This window comes from Mesorhizobium sp. M1A.F.Ca.IN.020.03.2.1 (assembly GCF_004023205.1).
GTDB lineage: Bacteria > Pseudomonadota > Alphaproteobacteria > Rhizobiales > Rhizobiaceae > Mesorhizobium.
Genome location: NZ_RZSV01000138.1, coordinates 1 through 15,392 on the forward strand (window position 1 = coordinate 1; position 15,392 = coordinate 15,392).

15 protein-coding genes and 1 pseudogene are annotated in these 15,392 nt (G+C 64.5%); 6 read left to right on the forward strand and 10 right to left on the reverse strand.

Going from position 1 to position 15,392, the window contains the following annotated elements:
* The 4 genes from EOA79_RS20575 to EOA79_RS20590 all read left to right on the forward strand — a co-directional run.
* On the forward strand, positions 1–383 hold a 383-nt coding region (locus tag EOA79_RS20575), incomplete at its 5' end, for an Lrp/AsnC family transcriptional regulator (protein ID WP_164893902.1).
* Positions 384–512: 129 nt separating this feature from the next.
* Positions 513–2,006 (forward strand): NAD-dependent succinate-semialdehyde dehydrogenase, encoded by a 1,494-nt coding sequence (locus tag EOA79_RS20580; RefSeq protein ID WP_095823361.1) that lies wholly within the window; start codon positions 513–515, stop codon positions 2,004–2,006.
* Between the two features lie 36 nt (positions 2,007–2,042).
* Positions 2,043–3,422 (forward strand): aspartate aminotransferase family protein, encoded by a 1,380-nt coding sequence (locus EOA79_RS20585; RefSeq protein WP_095823362.1) that lies wholly within the window; start codon positions 2,043–2,045, stop codon positions 3,420–3,422.
* Positions 3,423–3,488: 66 nt separating this feature from the next.
* Positions 3,489–4,592 carry an alcohol dehydrogenase family protein gene (locus EOA79_RS20590; protein WP_095823578.1) on the forward strand — a complete coding sequence of 368 codons (1,104 nt, stop codon included), beginning with the start codon at positions 3,489–3,491 and terminating at the stop codon, positions 4,590–4,592.
* Positions 4,593–4,629: 37 nt separating this feature from the next.
* Here the strand turns inward: EOA79_RS20590 and EOA79_RS20595 are convergent, their stop codons facing one another.
* The 3 genes from EOA79_RS20595 to EOA79_RS20605 all read right to left on the reverse strand — a co-directional run bounded on the left by EOA79_RS20595 (position 4,630) and on the right by EOA79_RS20605 (position 7,162).
* Positions 4,630–5,391, reverse strand: a complete 762-nt coding sequence (locus tag EOA79_RS20595; protein WP_095823363.1) for an SDR family NAD(P)-dependent oxidoreductase — start codon at positions 5,389–5,391, stop codon at positions 4,630–4,632.
* Between the two features lie 34 nt (positions 5,392–5,425).
* Entirely contained in the window at positions 5,426–6,196 is a 771-nt protein-coding gene (locus EOA79_RS20600; RefSeq protein ID WP_095823364.1) for an SDR family oxidoreductase, read from the reverse strand.
* Positions 6,197–6,328: 132 nt separating this feature from the next.
* Positions 6,329–7,162 (reverse strand): GNAT family N-acetyltransferase, encoded by an 834-nt coding sequence (locus EOA79_RS20605; protein ID WP_095823365.1) that lies wholly within the window; start codon positions 7,160–7,162, stop codon positions 6,329–6,331.
* Positions 7,163–7,495: 333 nt separating this feature from the next.
* Between EOA79_RS20605 and EOA79_RS20610 the strand changes: the two genes are divergently transcribed.
* On the forward strand, positions 7,496–8,362 hold the full coding sequence (locus tag EOA79_RS20610; RefSeq protein ID WP_095823366.1) for a hypothetical protein: 867 nt from the start codon (positions 7,496–7,498) through the stop codon (positions 8,360–8,362).
* 189 nt (positions 8,363–8,551) lie between these two features.
* On the opposite strand, the gene EOA79_RS20615 is transcribed toward EOA79_RS20610, so the two are convergent.
* From EOA79_RS20615 to EOA79_RS20640, 6 genes are all read right to left on the reverse strand, one after another.
* The gene (locus EOA79_RS20615) at positions 8,552–10,066 is read right to left on the reverse strand and encodes an aldehyde dehydrogenase family protein (RefSeq protein ID WP_095823367.1); all 1,515 of its coding nucleotides are present in this window, start codon (positions 10,064–10,066) and stop codon (positions 8,552–8,554) included.
* 183 nt (positions 10,067–10,249) lie between these two features.
* Positions 10,250–11,524, reverse strand: a complete 1,275-nt coding sequence (locus EOA79_RS20620; protein ID WP_095800418.1) for an RNA polymerase sigma factor — start codon at positions 11,522–11,524, stop codon at positions 10,250–10,252.
* On the reverse strand, positions 11,521–11,895 hold the full coding sequence (locus tag EOA79_RS20625) for a YciI family protein (protein ID WP_067002334.1): 375 nt from the start codon (positions 11,893–11,895) through the stop codon (positions 11,521–11,523). The genes EOA79_RS20620 and EOA79_RS20625 overlap by 4 nt, the downstream gene beginning before the upstream one ends.
* Positions 11,896–12,001: 106 nt before the next feature.
* Entirely contained in the window at positions 12,002–13,093 is a 1,092-nt protein-coding gene (locus tag EOA79_RS20630) for a DNA topoisomerase IB (RefSeq protein ID WP_067326145.1), read from the reverse strand.
* Between the two features lie 74 nt (positions 13,094–13,167).
* Complete coding sequence (locus EOA79_RS20635) at positions 13,168–13,911, reverse strand: hypothetical protein (protein WP_095823368.1); 744 nt, start codon at positions 13,909–13,911, stop codon at positions 13,168–13,170.
* The gene (locus tag EOA79_RS20640) at positions 13,908–14,378 is read right to left on the reverse strand and encodes a hypothetical protein (RefSeq protein WP_128293227.1); all 471 of its coding nucleotides are present in this window, start codon (positions 14,376–14,378) and stop codon (positions 13,908–13,910) included. The genes EOA79_RS20635 and EOA79_RS20640 overlap by 4 nt, the downstream gene beginning before the upstream one ends.
* A 49-nt stretch (positions 14,379–14,427) precedes the next feature.
* Between EOA79_RS20640 and EOA79_RS33685 the strand changes: the two genes are divergently transcribed.
* The gene (locus EOA79_RS33685; RefSeq protein ID WP_245489903.1) at positions 14,428–14,847 is read left to right on the forward strand and encodes a hypothetical protein; all 420 of its coding nucleotides are present in this window, start codon (positions 14,428–14,430) and stop codon (positions 14,845–14,847) included.
* Here EOA79_RS33685 and EOA79_RS20650 read toward each other — a convergent pair.
* A pseudogene (locus EOA79_RS20650) lies at positions 14,781–15,392 on the reverse strand (glycosyltransferase family 2 protein); the annotation flags it as partial. The gene EOA79_RS33685 and the pseudogene EOA79_RS20650 sit on opposite strands and share 67 nt — an antisense overlap.

The window sequence follows — 15,392 nt, forward strand, 5'->3', positions numbered from 1 at the left end:
CGCCGACGCCTTGCTGGATGCGGCTGCGCAAGCTGGAAAAGGCCGGCATCGTCTCGGGCTACCACGCCGCGATCGCCATGCGCGCGATCGCGCCGGTGGCGACCGTGCTGATGGAGGTGACATTGGCCAGCCACCGGCAAGCCGATTTCGACCGTTTCGAGCGGGTCATCCGCGACGTGGCCGAGATCGTCGCCTGCTGGTCGGTCGGCGGCGGCGTCGACTATGTGCTTAAAGTGATGGCGCGGGACATCGACGCCTATCAACGGCTTGTCGACGCCCTTCTGGAACGCGAGATCGGCATCGACCGCTACTTCACCTACATCGTCACCAAGACGGTGAAGGAGGAGTCCGTGGTGCCTGTCGCCGACCTGTTGCCAGGCTGAAGCCGGACAGATCGTCTGGCCCGGCGGGCCATGGGAGACAATCTCTCTCCTGGCGGCTGCCGAAAAAGCCTCTCTGTCTCGGTCGCGCGGCTAATCTCTCCGCATCGCCTTGGCACCGGGAGACAAACGATGTCCGCGCATTTTGCACGCCCACACCGCCACGAAGCACTGGATCGTCTCGCCGATCGCCGGCTGCTGCGCGATCTCGGCTATATCGGGGGCCATTGGACCGCCGGCGACTCGGCTGCGAGCTTCGCAGTCACCGATCCGGCCACCGGCGCTACAGTCGCCTTCGTTGCCGCCCTCGGCGCAAGCCAAACGGCGGCGGCTGTCGACGCGGCAGCGCGTGCCCTGCCGGCCTGGCGCTCCGCGCTGCCGCAGGAGCGCTCCGGAATCTTGCGAAAATGGTTCGAGCTGATCGTCGCCGCCAAGGACGACCTGGCGCTGCTGATGACGCTTGAACAGGGCAAGCCGCTAAAGGAATCGCTGGGCGAGATCGACTACGCCGCCTCCTTCGTCGAGTGGTATGCCGAGGAAGCAAAGCGCCTCAATGCCGAAAGCGTCACCAGCCATTTGCCGAATGCTCAGATGACCGTTCGCCGCGAGCCGCTCGGCGTCGTCGGCGTCGTCACCCCATGGAACTTTCCGTCGGCCATGCTCACCCGCAAGGCCGCTGCGGCGCTTGCCGCCGGCTGCACCGTGGTGGCGCATCCGTCCTCGGAAACGCCGCTTTCGGCGCTGGCGCTGGCCGAGCTCGGCGAGCGTGCCGGCCTGCCCGCCGGCGTCTTCAACGTTGTCACCGGGGATGCGCGCACCATCGTCGGCGCGATGTGCGCTGACGCCCGGGTGCGCGCCATGAGCTTCACCGGTTCGACCGACGTCGGCCGGCTGATTGCCGCGCAGAGCGCGCCGACGATGAAGCGACTGGTCATGGAGCTCGGCGGCCATGCGCCGCTGATCGTCTTCGGTGATGCCGATATCGAAAAGGCGGTGACGATCGCCCTCGACGCCAAATTCGCCACCTCCGGCCAGGATTGTCTTGCCGCCAACCGCATCTATGTGCAGCGCCAGATCTATGACCGCTTCTGCGCCGCCCTCGCCCGTCGCATCGAGCGTCTGCGCACCGGCAACGGGCTTTCACCCGACGCCGATATCGGCCCGCTGATGCATGAGCGCGCCGTCAAGAAGGTGGAGGAGCAGGTCGCAGACGCGCTGGCTCGCGGCGCGCGCTGCCTCATCGGCGGCAAGCGCCATGCGGCCGGGCCGCTGTTCTATCAGCCAACGCTGCTCGTCGATGTGCCGGACGAGGCGCTGATCATGCATGAGGAAACCTTCGGCCCGGTCGCCGCCGTCACCCCGTTCGACGAGGAACGGGAAGTCGTCGCCCGCGCCAATGCTACCGAATATGGCCTCGTCGCCTATGTCGTGACCGAGAACGGCGCGCGCCAGGCGCGCATGGGTCGCGCGCTGGAATACGGTATGGTCGCGATCAACCGGGTGAAGATCACCGGCGCGCCGATCCCGTTCGGCGGCGTCAAGCAGTCCGGCATCGGCCGCGAAGGCTCGCGCCATGGCCTCGAAGCCTTCACCGATCTGAAATACCTTTGTCTGGACGTCGCCTAGCGCACGCCGGAAGAATTCCCTGCAAGGAGAAAAAAGATGCTCGAACAGTCCAACGAACTTTCGGCCTGGGATCGCGACCACTTCTTCCATCCCTCGACGCATATGGGCACGCATGCGCGGGGCGAGTCCCCGGCACGCATCATGGCCGGCGGCGAAGGCGTCACCGTCTGGGACAACACCGGCAAGAAGAGCATCGATGCCTTTGCCGGCCTCTATTGCGTCAATGTCGGCTATGGCCGCCACAAGATCGCCGATGCCATTGCTGATCAGGCCAAGAACCTCGCTTATTATCACGCCTATGTCGGGCACGGCACCGAGGCCTCGATCACGCTCGCCAAGATGATCATCGACCGCGCGCCGAAGGGCATGTCGAGGGTCTATTTCGGCCTCTCCGGCTCCGACGCCAACGAGACCAACATCAAGCTGATCTGGTATTACAACAACGTTCTCGGTCGGCCGGAGAAGAAGAAGATCATCTCGCGCTGGCGCGGCTACCACGGCTCCGGCGTCATGACAGGATCGCTGACCGGGCTCGAGCTGTTCCACAACGCCTTCGACCTGCCGCGCGCGCCGATCATGCACACCGAGGCCCCCTATTATTTCCGCCGCGCCGACCGCTCGATGAGCGAGGAGCAGTTTTCGCAATATTGCGCCGCCACGCTCGAGGAGATGATCCTTGCCGAGGGCCCGGACACCGTCGCGGCCTTTATCGGCGAGCCGATCCTCGGCACCGGCGGCATCGTGCCGCCGCCCGCCGGCTATTGGGAAAAGATCCAGGCAGTGCTGAACAAATACGACGTGCTGCTTGTCGCCGACGAGGTGGTGACCGGCTTCGGCCGTCTCGGCACCATGTTCGGCTCCGACCATTACGGCATCAAGCCGGACCTGATCACCATCGCGAAGGGCCTGACGTCTGCCTATGCGCCGCTTTCCGGCGTCATCGTCTCCGACAAGGTCTGGCAGGTGCTGGTCAGGGGTTCCGACAAGCTGGGCTCGCTGGGCCACGGCTGGACCTATTCGGCGCATCCCATCTGCGTCGCCGCGGGCGTCGCCAATCTCGAACTGATCGACGAGATGGATCTGGTGAGGAATGCCGGCGAGACCGGCGCCTATTTCCTCGCCGAGCTGGCCAAGGCCGTCGGCGGCCACAGAAACGTCGGCGAGGTCCGCGGCGACGGCATGCTGGCTGCGGTCGAGTTCGTCAGGGATCGCGACGATCGCGTCTTCTTCGATCCGGCGCTCAAAGTGGGCCCGCAGATCGCCACGACGCTCGCGGCAAGCGGCGTCATCGGCCGCGCCATGCCGCAGGGCGACATCCTCGGCTTCGCGCCGCCGCTTTGCCTGACGCGCGAGGAGGCCGACACCATCGTCGCCAAGACCGCCGACGCCGTGAACAGCGTGTTTGCCAGCCTCTGAAGCAATCCAGGAAGGTGTGAACGGTTTTCCGTCCGGAGTTGCGTGAAAGCAAAGGAACAGACCGACATGAATGCCATAACCAGAACCGTCCCCGCCACGATGGCCGCCGTGCAACTCACCGGCCACGGCGGCCTGGAAAAACTCGTCTATCGCACCGATGTGAAGGTGCCGCCGCCGGCTGCCGGCGAGGTGCTGGTCAAGGTCAGCGCCTGCGGCATGAACAACACCGATGTCTGGGTGCGCCAGGGCGCCTACGGCACCGAGGAAGACGCGGCCGCCGTGTCGACCTGGCGCCGGCAAGGCAACACACTGACCTTTCCGCGCATCCAGGGCACCGATACGGTGGGCACCATCGTCGCCGTCGGTGACGGCGTACCCTCCGAGCGCATCGGCGAACGCGTCATGGTCGACTTCTCCATCTACAACCGTGACGACGATTCGCTTGCCGACATCGACTATATGGGCCACGGCCGTGACGGCGGCTATGCCGAATACCAGGCGCTGCCGGCCGAGAACGCGCATGTCGTCAATACCGATTTGAGCGATGTCGAGCTCGCCACCTTCTGCTGCGCCTATCTCACCGGCGAGCAGATGCTGGAACGTGCAGGCTTGAAGGCCGGCGAACGGGTGCTGGTCACCGGCGCCTCCGGCGGTGTCGGCTCCGGCATCGTGCAGCTGGCGCGGGCGCGGGGCGCCATTCCCTATGCCGTGGTCGGCAAGGGCAAGGAGCAAGCGGTGCTCGACATCGGCGCCGAGAAAGTGATCACGCGCGGCGTGGCCGACCTGCCTGCCGCCGTCAACGAAGCGACCGCTGGCCAACCCATCGACGTGGTCGCCGACCTTGTCGGCGGCGCCATTTTCAATGATCTGCTGCGCATCCTGCGGCCCGAGGGACGCTACACCACCGCAGGCGCCATCGCGGGGCCGGTGGTGCAGTTGGACCTGCGCACCATGTATCTCAAGCAGCTTCAGCTGCACGGATCGAGCCAGGGCACCAGGGCGGATTTCCGCCGCATCGTGCGCTACATCGAGGAGAAGAAAATCCGCCCGCTGGTCGGCGGCGTCTACAAGCTGTCGGACTTCCACCGCGCCCAGACCGACTTCATGGCCAAGGACTTCGTCGGCAAGCTGGTGGTGGTGCCGGACGCGATTGCCGACACGAACAAGTAGCGGCCGATGGCGGCGGCCGACGGGTTGACCTTGGCGGTCAGACCTTGCGCTCCTGAAGGATGTTGCCGCCATCCACGACGATGACGGCTCCGTTGACATAGCTGGCGCCGTCGGACGCCAAGAACAGCACAGCCGCGGCGACCTCCTCCGGAGTGCCGGCGCGTCCAAGCGGCGTGTTTTGCGCCGCGAGGAGTTCTTCCGGGGTCGAGGCGCCCGTCGCGATCCAGCCCGGCGCCACGGCGTTGACGGTGACGCCGCTGCGGCCGACCTCCAGCGCAAGCGCATGCGTCAGCCCGACCATGCCTGCCTTGGCGGCGGAATAAGCGGCCTCGCCTTCGTTGGAAACGTAAGGGCCGGTGACCGAGGCCATGTTCACCACGCGTCCATGGCCGCGCTCTACCATGCCGGCCAGAAATGCGCGTGTGGCAAGGAATGTGGTCTTCAGGCTGACATCGATGCCGCGGTCCCAGTCGCTTTCGCTGAGATCGAGAAATCGCCGCTGCAGCGCCGGCTGAGCGACCGTTCCCATCCCGGCATTGTTGACGAGGATATCGATCTCGCCGACCTCCGAGCAGAGCCGCTCGACATCCGCTGCACGCGTCAGATCGGCCATCACCGCACGAACGTCGAGCCCCTCCGCCCGCAGCTCTTCAGCGCGCTGCTCGACGCGATGCGACGAGGCGGTGATCGCGACCGCAAGCCCGGCGTGGCCGAGTGCGCGCGCCACCGCGACGCCGATGCCGTCGGCGGCGCCCGCGCCGGTCACCAGCGCCGTGCGGGATTTGCGAAACGTGGTCATGAGCCCTCCAAGGCGATGACGCCAATGCCGCGAGTCAGTATCCGGCGCTGATGCCGAAATCGATCGAAAGCGCGGCCCCGGTGATCGGCGCCGCGCCGGGCTGGCAAAGATAATGGATGAAGGAGGCGATCTCTTCCACGCCGATGAACCGTGCTCTTTCCCCTTGCGGGTATTGCCCAAGGAGCCTGCGCTTGTAGCCGTCCGGGTCATCTCCGCCATAGGTCCTTGCCTGATACTCGATCATTGGCGTCGCCGTGTCGCCAGGACAGACGGCGTTGACCCTGATGCCGTGCGGCGCAAGCTCCAGGGCGAGAGCCTTGGTCAGCAGCACCAGCCCGCCTTTGGAGGCGCAATAGACCGCCGCGCCGCTGTTGCCAACGATGCCCGCGTCGGAGGCGATATTGATGATAACGCCCTGCGCCGCCGACAGGTGCGGAATGGCGGCCGAGATCAGGAAGAAGGCACCTTTGAGATTGACGTCCAGCACCAGGTCCCATTGCTCTTCGCGGACCTCGCTTGCCGCTCCCTCGAGCCAGACGCCGGCGGCGTTGACGAGAATGTCCAGGCCGCCTCCCCATTCGCGGGCCTTGTTCACAACCTCTCGGCAGGCAGCGACGGAACGGATGTCGAGCGGCAGACCGATCGCGTTCGCACCGGTCGCGGCAATCCTTGACACGGCCTCGTCGAGTTTCGCGCCGGGAAGGTCGGCGAGCACGATCCGCTCACCGTCAGCCGCAAGGCGCAGTCCCGTCGCAAGACCCATTCCCCCGGCGCCGCCCGCGATCAGGACGGTTCTTGCAGCCATTCGATAACCTCCGCTGTGCGATGAGCGTTGCGGCGAGACACAGTCCGGCATCCGAACCACGTCGGAGAGACATCTCGCATGCGCCACGCCGGACAAACAATGATCACAGCACCGAAGCCATTCGCTTCGCGATCACCCCAGCTCCAGCGTCGTGATGCCGAAAACCTTCGACGGCACATTGCCTGGTTTGCCGCCCCGATACATGCGGGTCGTCGTGAATCCGGGGACCATGCCGACAGCCTGAAGCACGGCGGTGAAGCCGATCTGGGTGGCCGGCACGTCGATATGCAGCGCCTCGCCTGCCGTCCTTCCCGTCAGTTCCGCCATCAAAGCCAGGGCTGTCTCCATGTCGTCCGCGAACAGCGGACCGATCTTGAAACCTTCGCGGCATCGGCGCGCCACGCCGTAGCCGGCAAGGCCGGTCGAGCCAGTGGACATCATCGCGATCCGGGGCGGCCGCAGCCATGCCCGCAGGAAGGCCTCCCGAGGCGCCGGGAAGCACTGGCGGTCATAGGCCAGGATCTCGGCTGTCTCGGCGGCGGCAACGGACCGGATTTCCCGACCCCCGGTCAGTCGGGCCGGACGACCGCTGAAGCGGACGGTCTCATAAGCCGGCACGAAGCCTTTGTGTTGGTAGTTGGCGCGCTGCTCGGCTACGCCGTCGAGGCCGACAATGCGGTCGCCGAGCCGAGCCATGCCGGCATCCCAGACCGCCTTGCCATGGCCTTCACCGCGCCGATCGGGCCGGCAGATATAGAGGCCGATGAAACCGAACTCCGCGCCATAGGCGACGGCCGAGATGCCGGCCACCATCTCGCCGGTGACGAAGGCCCCGATGAACCCTTCAGGATCGGCAGCCCTGAGCGCGGCGGCATCGTCGATGCCCGGATTCCATCCCTCCCTCGCCGCCCACTCGACGAGCGTTTCGACCTCGCTGGCGGTCAGCGTCCGGATCGTTCTCGGCATGGCTTCACTCGGCGGCGGCCTAGAGGCAACGGATTTCAAGCCTCCAGGATAGGTCGCCGCCAGCAGGTTGCAAAGACCGGTTTTGGACGTTGCCGACCTGTCCACTCACGAAGCCCAAGCGTCGATGCTCCTTCGCCGATTCGGCGAAGAGGCCGCCCATTGAACGCTAGACCGTCGAGCGAATTATTATCCGGGTTTTTCGAATCGATGCAAAGGGTTAGCAAGAACGCGTCGAAACATCAGCTGTTGTTCCAATGGGTAACTGGACACGACCGTGGAAGGCGGGGAATCTTCTTTGGTCGTTGCTTCGAATTGAATGGAGTGCCCGAGGAAATGCCCCTGAGCGCCGAAGAAATCGCCAGTCATCCGGCAGCTCTGCGCGGTGTCAAGGAGCAGTCGCGCGCGCTCATCCATATCTACGAAACCAGCCCGCGCCTTGCCGCCGTTTTTGCTACTCAGCAGCGCTGGCTGCTCGGCCATGTCGGACTTGCGCTGCATTTCAGGCGCGACCCCGATGACCGTCGCACCGAAATGACCGTAGCGCGTTTCATCGAGGTCGTGCGCCGCAATTCAGTCGCCAGCCGCAACACCGCCGAAGCGTTCGTCAAGGAAATGCTCCATTACAACGTCGCCGAATACATTTCGTCGCGTGGCGATGGCCGAGCTCATCCCTTGCGGGTGACCGCGGCCACCATCGAGACCTTTACCGGCTGGATCCATGCCCATTTGCGAACGCTCGACCGCATCGATGGCGGAGCCCGGCTGACGACTTTCCTCGAACACCCCGATATGCTGGCCAAGCTGCAGCCATTGATCTGCGACGGATTGCTCGCATCCATTCCGGTGCGGGAACCCCAGCAAACCTTCTCGTTGTTCATCTGGCTCAACAATGGCGGCATCGTCATGGACTGGCTGATGTCGGGTATCGATCCGGAGGACGCCAGCCTCGATAAGATTCCGACCGGCGTCATTTCGATCAGCGAATTTGCGCATTGGCTGAAACTTTCGCGCACGCATCTGGCGCGCAAGCTTCGCGACGCCGAGGCGCTCGGCAGCATCGGCTGGGTCGGCCAGCGCGGACATTCCGTCATGTGGGTGTCGCGGCAGTTCTTCGACGAGTATATGGCCGTTCAGGCAGCCAAGCTCGCCATCGTCGACGCAGCCTTCGAGGCGAGTTTTTCCGGCGCGAGCGAAGGCTGAGCGCCGCGGCGCCTGCTCCGAGCTTGCCGTGACGGCGCGCAAAGAGACGCGCCGTTGAGCCGCTTCGACCATGACGCGGCGCTCAGAGCAATTCCAGGAAAGTGTGAAACGGTCTTCCGTCCGGAATTGTCAAATCAAAGAGATAGGGAGGCTTGCCGTTTCCGTGGAACGGTGAACCGCTCTATGTCCTCAGTCGATGTCGAACGACACGCCTTGCGCCAAGGGCAGGGCCTTGGAGAAGTTCACCGTGTTGGTGGCGCGCCGCATATAGGCCTTCCAGGCGTCCGAGCCGCTCTCCCGGCCGCCGCCGGTTTCCTTCTCGCCGCCGAATGCGCCGCCGATCTCGGCGCCCGACGTGCCGATATTGACATTGGCGATGCCGCAGTCCGAACCGTCGACGCCGAGAAAGCGCTCCGATTCCTGCAGGTCGCGGGTAAAGATCGAGGATGACAGGCCTGCGCCGACCGCATTGTGCAGGTCGAGCGCCTCGTCGAAATCGGCATATTTCATCACATAGAGGATCGGCGCGAAGGTTTCTTCCGTCACCGGCGAAACCTGCTTCGGCATTTCGACGAGCGCCGGATGCACATAGTAAGCCTCGGGATGGCCGTTCTCGAACCGCTTGCCCCCGGTCACCTTGCCGCCATGTGCTTCCGCTTCGTTCAACGCCTTCTGCATATTGTCGAAGGCGGCCTTGTCGATCAGCGGACCGACCAGCGCCGAGGTCTCCAGCGGATTGCCGACCGAAACGCTCTGATAGGCCTTCTTCAGGCGCGGCAGCAGCGCGTCATAGACGCTCTCATGCACGAACAAACGCCTGAGCGTCGTGCAGCGCTGGCCGGCGGTGCCCATGGCGCCGAACGCAATGGCACGCAGCGCCATGTCGAGATCGGCGCTCGGGCAGACGATGCCGGCATTGTTGCCGCCGAGCTCGAGCACCGCGCGTGCAAAACGCTTGGCCAGCCGCGGACCGACCTCGCGGCCCATGCGGGTCGAGCCCGTGGCCGAGACCAGCGGCACCTTCGGATGGTCGACCAGCACCTCGCCGACGGCGCGGTCGCCGATCAGCACCTGGAGCAGGCCTTCCGGCGCATCGGCGCCGAAACGCCTGGCGGCGCGCTCGAAGATCGCCTCGCAGGCAAGCGCCGTCAGCGGCGTCTTTTCCGACGGCTTCCACACCACCGCGTCACCGCACACGAGTGCAAGTGCCGCGTTCCACGACCACACCGCGACGGGGAAGTTGAAGGCCGAGATCACGCCGACGACGCCGAGCGGATGCCAGGTTTCCATCATGCGGTGTCCAGGGCGCTCGGTGGCGATGGTCAGGCCGTAGAGCTGGCGCGAAAGACCGACTGCGAAATCGCAGATGTCGATCATCTCCTGCACTTCACCGAGACCCTCGGACGGGATCTTGCCGACCTCGATCGACACCAGCCGGCCGAGCTCCGCCTTGTGAGCACGCAACTCCTCGCCGAGCAGGCGCACCAGCTCGCCCCGCTTCGGCCCCGGCACCAGCCGCCAGGCGTGGAAGGCCTTGTGCGCGGCATCGATAGCCTTGCCGGCATCGACCGCCGAGATCGACTTCAGTGCAGCGATCTGCTCGCCCGTCACCGGGCTGCGCACGATGAGGTCGCCGCCGGAAAGTGCATCCTTGGCGACGCCAAGTTTCTCCAGAAGTGAGGCCGTTTCCTTCGCAATCGTCATGTTGGTTCCTTTTCAGATCTCGCCTTGGATATGGCGAGCGTCGAAGCCTTGCGCCACGTCTTGTCGGCGCCCTCAGGCACGACGGCGCTTTCATGGCGTGGCATTACTCGTTTCAGGGAAAAACCGCCACCCCGGGATGGTCCAACCCCGGCGCGCAAAATTGGGCCAATAGTGAAAATGGGATCAGCGCGCCTTCTTGGCCTGCGACTTCTCGGTGCTTTCCTTGATCAGCCGGTCGATATGCATGCGGATATGAGCGGCTTCGGCGGCGGTGTTGGCTAAAGCGATCGCGCGGTCGAAGGCCACGCGCGCCTCCTCGCCACGGCCGAGCTGCATCAGCAGGCCGCCCTTCAGGCCGAAGAAGTGGAAATAGCCTGCCAGCCGATCCTCCAGCGGCTCGATCATCGCCAGCGCCGCTTCGGGGCCGCGCACCTTGCTCACCGCAACCGCGCGGTTCAGCGTCACTACCGGCGACGGCTGCATCTGCTCGAGCAAGCCGTAGAGCAGGTCGATCTCGGTCCAGTCCGTATCCTCGGGTGTTGCCGCCCGCGCATGCAATGCCGCGATCGCCGCTTGCACCTGGTATGGGCCAGGCTTGCGATGACGCAGCGCCTTGTCGACCAGCGCCAGGCCCTCGTCGATCATCTTGCGGCTCCAGAGCGACCGGTCCTGATCCTCGAGCAGCACGATCTCGCCATGCGCGTCGAAGCGCGCCGGCGCGCGTGCATGCTGGAGAAGCAGCAGCGCCGTCAGCCCCATGATCTCCGGTTCCTGCTGAAACAGCCTGAGCAGCAGCCGGGCGAGCCGGATCGCCTCCTCGCAAAGCGGCGCGCGGGCCGGCGCCTCGCCGCCATTGGTCGAATAGCCCTCGTTGAAGATCAGATAGATCATGGCCGCGACCGCCGCCAAGCGCTCGGAACGCTCGACCGCGCCTGGCGTCTCGAACGGCACGCCGGCATCGGCGATGCGCGCCTTGGCCCGGGTGATGCGCTGCTCCATGGCGCTCTCGCCGACGAGAAAGGCGCGCGCGATCTGCTTGACGGTCAGGCCGGAGACGATGCGCAGCGCGACCGCGATCTGCTGCGTCGCCGGCAGGTCCGGATGGCAGCAGATGAACAGGAGCCGCAGGATATCGTCGCGATAATGCGCGCCGTCCAGCCGCTCGGCCATATCGCCTTCGGCATCCTCGAGATCGGAGATCTGGTCCTCTTCCGGCATCGGCGCCTGCTTGGCGCGCTTGCGCACCGCGTCGATGCCGCTGTTGCGGCCGACGAAGATCAGCCAGGCCGCCGGATCGCGCGGCGGCCCGTTTTTCGGCCAGTTCTTCAGCGCCCTCAGGCATGCATCCTGGAAAGCTTCTTCCGCGGCGTCGAGGTCGCGGAAATAGCGCAGCAGCGCGCCCATCGCCTGCGGACGGGCGGTGCTGATCGCGTTGCTGATCCAGGCAAGCTCGGTCATGCGGGAACCTTTGTCGGATTGAAGACCGAGATCGGCCTGATCTCGTAGGAACCACCGCTCGGATTGACCTCGGAGAGTTCGCGAGCGAACTCGACTGCTTCGTCCAGGTGATTGCATTCGAGCGTGTAGAAGCCGAGGAACTGCTCCTTGGTCTCGGCGAACGGGCCGTCGAGCACCACCGATTCGCCCTTGACCTTGCGAAGCGTCGTCGCGGCTGTGGTCGGCAGCAGGCGCGCCACCGGCCCCAGCCGGCCTGCCCTGGCGTATTTGTCCTGTACGTTGAGGAGCTTTGCCATGACCTCCTCGTCCTGTTCCTTGCTCCAGGAGCAGACCACGTCTTCGGAGGCGTAGCAGAGAATGGCATAGAGCATGGTGCGTCCTTTCCGTATCAAAGGACGCAACAGTAGGACCCTTCCCGACACAAGGTCGACAAAAAAGTTGTAGGGCTATCGAGGGTTTACGCTATCCTCCTGGTGGTCAGGCTTCGCGCGCCTGCAGCCATCTCAGCACCAGCGTCTCCTCCTCGTCGAGGCCCGGTATAAGGCGCTTTCGTTTGTTGGCTTCGGCCATTTCGCCGAGCAGCTTCCCTTCGGCCCACGCCTCGAAGACGAGCGGATGGATATAGCACCGGCGGCAGACGGCTCGCGTATTGCCGAGTCGTTCGGCGACCTTGTCGACGATACTGTTCATCACGCGGTTTTTCTGGGTCATGCTCTCGGGCAACTCCGCCTGCGCGAACAGCGATGCCGCATGGATGGTGCCGCCCCAGGTGCGAAAATGCTTGGAGCTGAACTCCGGGCCAGATGCCTCGCGAATATAGCGATTGACGTCCTCCGACCGCAGCGGCCGGCGTGTTCCCTCGTCATCAAGATACTGAAACAGCTTCTGGCCAGGCAGGTCCTGCGCGCCGCGCACGATTTTGGCGATGCGTTGGTCGACGAGCTTCAGCTTCCATTCCTTGCCGGACTTGCCCGTGAAGGAGAAGCGCAGGCTGGAACCGGTGATTTCGACATGGCGGTCGCGCAGCGTGGTCAGGCCGAAACTCTTGTTGTCGCGGGCATAGGCGGCATTGCCGACACGGATCATGGTGTTGTCGAGCAGCCAGACGACAGAGGCGACAACGCGCTCCAGCGGAAGTCCATGACGGCGCAGGTCGGCATCGACCTGGCGCCTCAAGGAGGGCAGGCTTTGCGCGAAAGCAACGAGGCTGGAGTATTTGACGCCGTCCCGTTCCTCGGTCCACTGCGGATGATAGCGGTACTGCTTGCGTCCGCGCTGATCCCGGCCGGTCGCCTGGATATGGCCGTTCGGGTCGGGCGAGATCCATACATCCGTCCACGCGGGCGGAATGACGATCGCCTTGATACGGTCAAGGGTGGCCGCGGTGACCGCACTCCCGTTCGGGCCGACATAGGAAAATCCCTTGCCTTTTCTCAGGCGCCGGATGCCCGGATCGGCATCGCTGACATAGCTGAGCGCGGCGCGCTCGGCGGAACTCTGCGCGCCGTTCCCTTGTATTTCCAGACCACCCGCCAGGCGGCCGAAGGACGATTGTGCTCGTTGCAGCATGGTAACTCCACGGAACTGGTCCGTAGATAAGCCGCGCGACAGCGGCTGGTTCCGCCGTCCCCAGAGGGCGTCCTTCAGCTCCGCCGGTCGGCGGACACCTCAGCCATCCAAAGCCTGCCGTCGTCGACATGGGTGGGAAAGTAGTCTCGCCCGGCCGGTATCGCTTCCAGAACCGCTCCCGACTCGTCCGTCAGATAGTCGTAGCCGATCTGCTGCAAACGTTGCTCCGGATCGAGATGATTGTAGAGGTCGCGACGTGCCACGCGCCGTTTCGGCTCGATCATCTTCAAATGATAAAGGTTAAGGCCGCTGTCCCGAAGCTTGAAGCGCAGATCTTCGGGGAACCAGGCCTCATGCAGCCCTTGCGACCGGCTCAGATCCGGGTGATAGGCGGGGAAAAGCCTGTGCTGCATCTTTTGGCCCCAGACGCCGTCGATGCGATAGCTTGCCGGCGTATACATCTCCCTTAGGCGAAATCCCCAGGCATTGCGCCTGGACCCGCTGGTCAGTTGGCCTATCCGGCTTGCCACGGCATCTTCCAGCCTTTCGTCCGGATCGATTGCCAGAAGCCAATCGGCACCGGCCTCATAGGCCGCGGCAATAAGCGCGCGCCGCCTCTGCGGTTCATTGCTGAAGACCGCATCCGCCGAGCGATCGTCATAGGCGATCCAGCCATCGACGATTGCGTCGAGATTGGCGAGGAGGTCTGGCACCAGATGCGCATCGTAGCGATAGCTGAAAATGGCGACGATCCTTTGCCGCGACCAAAGCCATCGACCGCGCCGCCGGCGCGGCTGCTTCATCTCCATGGTGATCATGGCCGCGTGCCTGTCCTATCGCCATGCGTTACGCCGACGGCTGCCCCCAGCGATTTTGCGAACAATGCCGCCCATACGATCGGCAGCGATAACATCGCGAAACGTCTATCCTCTTCGGCCAGGCCTTCTTTTGCGAACTTGCCGACATTGCGCCGGTCCCGAAACACCCCTTTGAAAATCCGCAATGGCTTTCGGTGTCCAACGGATTTGAGGTAGGTCCCATATCGGTATCCGCGCAGATACTGGTCGACAATCACTCGGATCAGCCGTGTCTCGTTGCGATGGACGGTAAGCACCGCCGGCTCCCATAGCGGCACGACCGCCTTCGGCAGCCTTTCCAGGAATTCCGTGTCTTCTCCCGTCGCCATTTGTTCGTCGAACAGGCCATACCGATCGAACAATTTTCGGTCGAAAGAAACGCCGTAGCGAAGTGCCTTATGAGCGGGAAGACCTGGCAGGCGCCGCATATAGGTAACGAGATGGGCCGCGCACGCGACCAGATTGCGCGGATGACTGTTGGCGATGGCGCTTTGCCACGGCCGCGACGCCTTCCCGGTGATGGCGCAGCCGGACCTCTGCCCATCGCGGGCATGCCAGGCAATCATCCGCGAGAAAGGCGATGAAAGGAGCTTTCGTCGCCGCTATGCCGCGATTTCTCGCGGCCCCGGCAAAGAGCCTTTCTTCGCACTCGATGACTGGCACGTCGAGTCCGGCATTGGCCAGAAGCGCCTGGGCATTCCCGCCGCCGGAATTCACGACCACCACCTCGAGCGGGATGTTCTGGCCGAGCACCGACCTGACCGCCGCGACCAGATCGGTCGGAGCCCGAAAACCTATCACCACGACTGCAAGTTCCGGCCCGTCGGCCATCAGGCACTTTGCAGTTGGACGCGATGGGCCGGGAACCGGCGCCGCGCCGCGATTTTGAGCCGGTAGCGCATGCAGCGCCAGATGTCGGTGGAAACCTTGGGCGCCGCTTCGGCAACCGCCAGGAATTTTGCCGCCGTTTCGAGATCGCCGCGAGCGTAGTGTACGCGGGCGATCTTGAGCGCCACAAGCCCTTCCCTCGCTTTCAACGACGATTTCGCAATGCCGCAGTCGGCGAGTTCGCGCAACGCCAGGCGCCATTCGAGGAAGCGTCGCGCAGGCTTTATCGCGAAGCGGTCATCCGAACGGTCCGACGATACGAAGTAGACCATGATCGGTTGCCTCACGACCGCGAGCGATGCCTTGCTCATAACCCGCGCCCAGAACAATGTGTCCTCGTCGTAGGCAAGACCGGTCGGGAAGCGCGTGTCGCCGACCGTATGCCGCGACACCAGCGCGCTGCCGACGGCAATCGACCGTATCCTGCCTTCCACATAGGCGGAGGCATTGGCGAGCCCGGCAGTCATGTAGCCGGCCGGCGTTTTGAACTGTCGGTCCCGGCCATCGGTCCGCCGGCGGTAGGCGCCGACCACCATGTCGGCGCCCGGCTTGGT

Coding starts and splice junctions, on each gene's coding strand:
- EOA79_RS20580 (WP_095823361.1), top strand. CDS start 513: ATGTCCGCGCATTTTGCACGCCCACACCGCCACGAAGCACTGGATCGT.
- EOA79_RS20585 (WP_095823362.1), top strand. CDS start 2,043: ATGCTCGAACAGTCCAACGAACTTTCGGCCTGGGATCGCGACCACTTC.
- EOA79_RS20590 (WP_095823578.1), top strand. CDS start 3,489: ATGAATGCCATAACCAGAACCGTCCCCGCCACGATGGCCGCCGTGCAA.
- EOA79_RS20595 (WP_095823363.1), bottom strand. CDS start 5,391: ATGACCACGTTTCGCAAATCCCGCACGGCGCTGGTGACCGGCGCGGGC.
- EOA79_RS20600 (WP_095823364.1), bottom strand. CDS start 6,196: ATGGCTGCAAGAACCGTCCTGATCGCGGGCGGCGCCGGGGGAATGGGT.
- EOA79_RS20605 (WP_095823365.1), bottom strand. CDS start 7,162: ATGCCGAGAACGATCCGGACGCTGACCGCCAGCGAGGTCGAAACGCTC.
- EOA79_RS20610 (WP_095823366.1), top strand. CDS start 7,496: ATGCCCCTGAGCGCCGAAGAAATCGCCAGTCATCCGGCAGCTCTGCGC.
- EOA79_RS20615 (WP_095823367.1), bottom strand. CDS start 10,066: ATGACGATTGCGAAGGAAACGGCCTCACTTCTGGAGAAACTTGGCGTC.
- EOA79_RS20620 (WP_095800418.1), bottom strand. CDS start 11,524: ATGACCGAGCTTGCCTGGATCAGCAACGCGATCAGCACCGCCCGTCCG.
- EOA79_RS20625 (WP_067002334.1), bottom strand. CDS start 11,895: ATGCTCTATGCCATTCTCTGCTACGCCTCCGAAGACGTGGTCTGCTCC.
- EOA79_RS20630 (WP_067326145.1), bottom strand. CDS start 13,093: ATGCTGCAACGAGCACAATCGTCCTTCGGCCGCCTGGCGGGTGGTCTG.
- EOA79_RS20635 (WP_095823368.1), bottom strand. CDS start 13,911: ATGATCACCATGGAGATGAAGCAGCCGCGCCGGCGGCGCGGTCGATGG.
- EOA79_RS20640 (WP_128293227.1), bottom strand. CDS start 14,378: ATGCGGCGCCTGCCAGGTCTTCCCGCTCATAAGGCACTTCGCTACGGC.